At 26.8% G+C, this 3,393-nt stretch carries 4 protein-coding genes; all 4 read left to right on the top strand.

Going from position 1 to position 3,393, the window contains the following annotated elements; translation table 11 throughout:
- Window positions 1-121: 121 nt before the first annotated feature.
- The 4 genes from rnhB (at window position 122) to A9758_RS00260 (ending at window position 2,858) form a co-directional block, all read left to right on the top strand.
- Window positions 122-760, top strand: coding sequence for a ribonuclease HII (rnhB, locus tag A9758_RS00275; protein ID WP_011406966.1), 639 nt, complete (start codon window positions 122-124; stop codon window positions 758-760).
- A 150-nt stretch (window positions 761-910) separates the two neighbouring features.
- Window positions 911-1,753 carry a MotA/TolQ/ExbB proton channel family protein gene (locus A9758_RS00270; RefSeq protein ID WP_011406967.1) on the top strand — a complete coding sequence of 281 codons (843 nt, stop codon included), beginning with the start codon at window positions 911-913 and terminating at the stop codon, window positions 1,751-1,753.
- Between the two features lie 27 nt (window positions 1,754-1,780).
- Window positions 1,781-2,188, top strand: a complete 408-nt coding sequence (locus A9758_RS00265; protein WP_011406968.1) for a biopolymer transporter ExbD — start codon at window positions 1,781-1,783, stop codon at window positions 2,186-2,188.
- Between the two features lie 61 nt (window positions 2,189-2,249).
- Complete coding sequence (locus A9758_RS00260; RefSeq protein ID WP_011406969.1) at window positions 2,250-2,858, top strand: IMP cyclohydrolase; 609 nt, start codon at window positions 2,250-2,252, stop codon at window positions 2,856-2,858.
- The last annotated feature ends 535 nt before the right edge of the window (window positions 2,859-3,393 follow it).

Below are 3,393 nucleotides of genomic sequence, written 5' to 3'. Positions count from 1 at the left end.
AAACATTGTTTATTATTTTATTTATATTTATAGAAAAAATAATTCAAAAAAATATTAACTATAAAAATACTTGAAGATACAACATATATATTAATAACATAAAATAAGGATTAAAAATAATATGATACTTGATGATGAAAGTCAAATTTTAGGAATTGATGAAGCAGGAAGAGGTTCAGTAATAGGTCCACTAGTAATAGGTGGAGTACTTATGAAAAAGAAAAAAATACGCTTCCTAAATAGAATTGGTGTAAAGGATTCTAAACAATTAAACATGAAAAAAAGAACAATAATCTCTAGGAAAATAAAGAAAATAGCCCAGTTTAAAACAATAATAATTCCAGCCCATACAATAGATGAAAAAAGAAACAACGACATAAACCTAAATGAGATTGAAACAGAAGGTATGGAAGAAATTATAAAAATAATGAAACCTAATGCATGTTATATTGATTGTATAGATGTACGTGAAAATAGATTTCATGATAAAATACAGAAAATAAATCCAAACATGACTGTTGTAACAGAACATAAAGCTGATGAAACATATAAAATAGTATCAGCAGCATCCATTATTGCAAAGGTTGAAAGAGACAAACAACTAGAAATTATAAGACAAGAATATGGTTCAGTAGGCTCAGGATATCCAAGTGATAAAAATACAATAAACTACCTAAAAACAATAAAAAATAATCAATTTCCTCCAATAATAAGAAAAACATGGAAAACAATAGAAAATATAACAAAATCCACAGAATAATAATACAAGCTAATAATCCCTAAATATCCCATATATTAAATAAAATATGAAATTTATATAATATAAAATTAAGATATATACATTATATATAGAAAAAATTTTTAATCTGAGTACTAAAATAAAAAAATTCCACTTAGGAGTAAAAATAAAATGGATATTATAGGAATACTCACCTCGGGAGTAAATGATATAATAAGTATGTTTCAGAGTGGAGGAATAATCGTATATTTACTTACTGTAATAGGTCTTTATGGATTATTTCTTGCACTTGAGAAAATATGGTATTTACGAAAAGCATCAGAAGTTGACTTATCAGAATTAATGATTGTTGTTAATGAATCCATGGCACATGGTGGTTCACTAGAAGCTTTAAGAGCAATTGGTAACTATAAAACACCATTATCCAGAATAATTTCTGAAGCTCTTAAAATTGGATACAGAAGTAAATCTGAAGTTGAAGATAACATGGAACAGGTTTTTATTGTTGAAATGAGTAAAATGATGAAAGGTCTCTCAACAATACAAACAATTATTGAAATGGCACCACTACTAGGATTAATAGGTACAGTTCTTGGAATGTGGTATACATTCAAAGAATTAGGAGTAAGTAATGATATTACTCTTCTAGCTAATGGTATATACATTGCAATTATAACTACAATATTTGGATTAGCAGTAGCAATTATATTACTACCCTTCTATACATACATAAAAAACAAGATAGAAGTACAGTTAGATAATATTGAAATTGCTAAGAAAATGAGTAACTGGAGACATGCTGAAATGAAAATCTGGATTGAAACAGATAAAGAAGAAGTAATAGAAGCATTACAAGAATCTCCAGGTATTATTAAAGTAAAAGAAATTGATGATGAACAAGCAAATCTAAAAGTAGCTATTAAACCAAATATGCTAGAAAAAGGGATAAAAACAATAATTAGAGAATGTTCTGATACATCCAATAGGATTGTTGAAAGTAAATTAAAACAATAAACAAAAGTTTTATAGAAGGAATATCTAATGGCTATTGACACTAAACAATTTAAAGATAAAATTAAACAACAAAACCCTAACATAAATCTTGTACCATTGTTAGATGTTATATTTACAATAATGATATTTTTACTAGTAGTATTAAGTCAGACACCAACATCAGATCTAACACACTATTCACAAGACCAAATATCAGCAAAGCCAACAAGTTCAACAGGAACCTCCGAATACTATTTACTACCCTTAAATGGATTAAAAAAAGTAACAGTGAATGGAGTAGATTATTCTGATAAAATACGTAATGGTGCTATGGCAGTACATACAAGAGTTATGGATGAGGGTCAAATAACTATGGATTCATCAACAGGAACCATAACAATAAAATCACCAGAAGATTTAGCATCAATTGCTGTTAAAAGTCCAGCAAGTTCGTAAATAACTAAAAAAAAATACTCAGATAAATATTATTAGAAAAAATAGATAATGAGATGATAAAATGTATCTTGGAAGAATAATATCAATAGGAAGTAGTAAAGATGGTGTTTATGCATCATATAGAGTATCAAGCAGATCATTTCCAAATCGTAAATCTGTAGTAAACAATCAAAAAGTAGCAATCATACCAACTCAAGGATCAGAAGATGATATCTATAAAAATCCATATATAAGCTACAACTGTATTGACATAATAGATGACATATGTGTTGTAACAAATGGATCACACACAGATATTATTGCAGGTAAAATAAGAGAAGGTATGAATATGAAAGATGCTGTGGCTCTATCCCTTCTTACAATGGATTATGAAAAAGATGATTATAACACCCCCCGTATAGGTGGAGCAATAAATACTAAAGGTGAAGGTTACATAGGTATTGTAACACATGAAGGTATTGAAGTTAAAAAAGTAAATCCTGGTGAATCCTTCTATGTATCAACATATGAACATAACACTCCCCGAGAAGTAGACTATACTGCAACAAATGCAAAAGAAGCTACTGAATTCATATTTAATGGTGGAATATTTAGTGAATTTACACACCCTGTAACATCTTGTGCAGCATTTAATAAAGATGAATGGGAAATAGATTTTAAAAATCCATAAATAAACTTAAACCCCAAATTCTTTTCTTTAATTTTTTAAGAACTTAACAGTATTGTTAGTGTTTTTTCAATAAAGATTTCATTGTTACTAAGTACTCTCCACTATATGGAGATATTAATTAGTTTTATCTTTTTTTAAATAATCTTTTTTAAATATTTAATTTAATAAAATGTTTTATTTTTTATTGATTATACTACTATAATAAACTATTACCAGTTATTTGACTTTTAACTATTAAAAACACTGAGTTTATTTTTATTCATAAAATATCTCAAAAGTTAAGTAATAAACTATACTACCAAAAACAACGACATAATAGATTTACTTCAAAAACAACATCAACAAACAATCTAAAACTAAGATACAAAATTATAAGAGCAATACAAAAACTAAAATAAGTGGAAGAATAAGAAGAATCCAAAGAAATGTACTACAAAACCAATCAACAAACGTCTTCAACTATCATCTACATATAATTCACAATTCCATAACTTTCAGATAGTAACTGAATTATTCATAATTATTAAAAAAAATA

The sequence above is a fragment of the Methanosphaera sp. A6 genome (genome assembly GCF_001729395.1).
GTDB lineage: Archaea > Methanobacteriota > Methanobacteria > Methanobacteriales > Methanobacteriaceae > Methanosphaera > Methanosphaera stadtmanae.
This window is presented reverse-complemented; position numbering and strand designations above follow the sequence as displayed.

Bases quoted from the DNA above. Each gene is read 5' to 3' on its own strand.
- rnhB (WP_011406966.1), top strand. From the start codon at position 122: ATGATACTTGATGATGAAAGTCAAATTTTAGGAATTGATGAAGCAGGA.
- A9758_RS00270 (WP_011406967.1), top strand. From the start codon at position 911: ATGGATATTATAGGAATACTCACCTCGGGAGTAAATGATATAATAAGT.
- A9758_RS00265 (WP_011406968.1), top strand. From the start codon at position 1,781: ATGGCTATTGACACTAAACAATTTAAAGATAAAATTAAACAACAAAAC.
- A9758_RS00260 (WP_011406969.1), top strand. From the start codon at position 2,250: ATGTATCTTGGAAGAATAATATCAATAGGAAGTAGTAAAGATGGTGTT.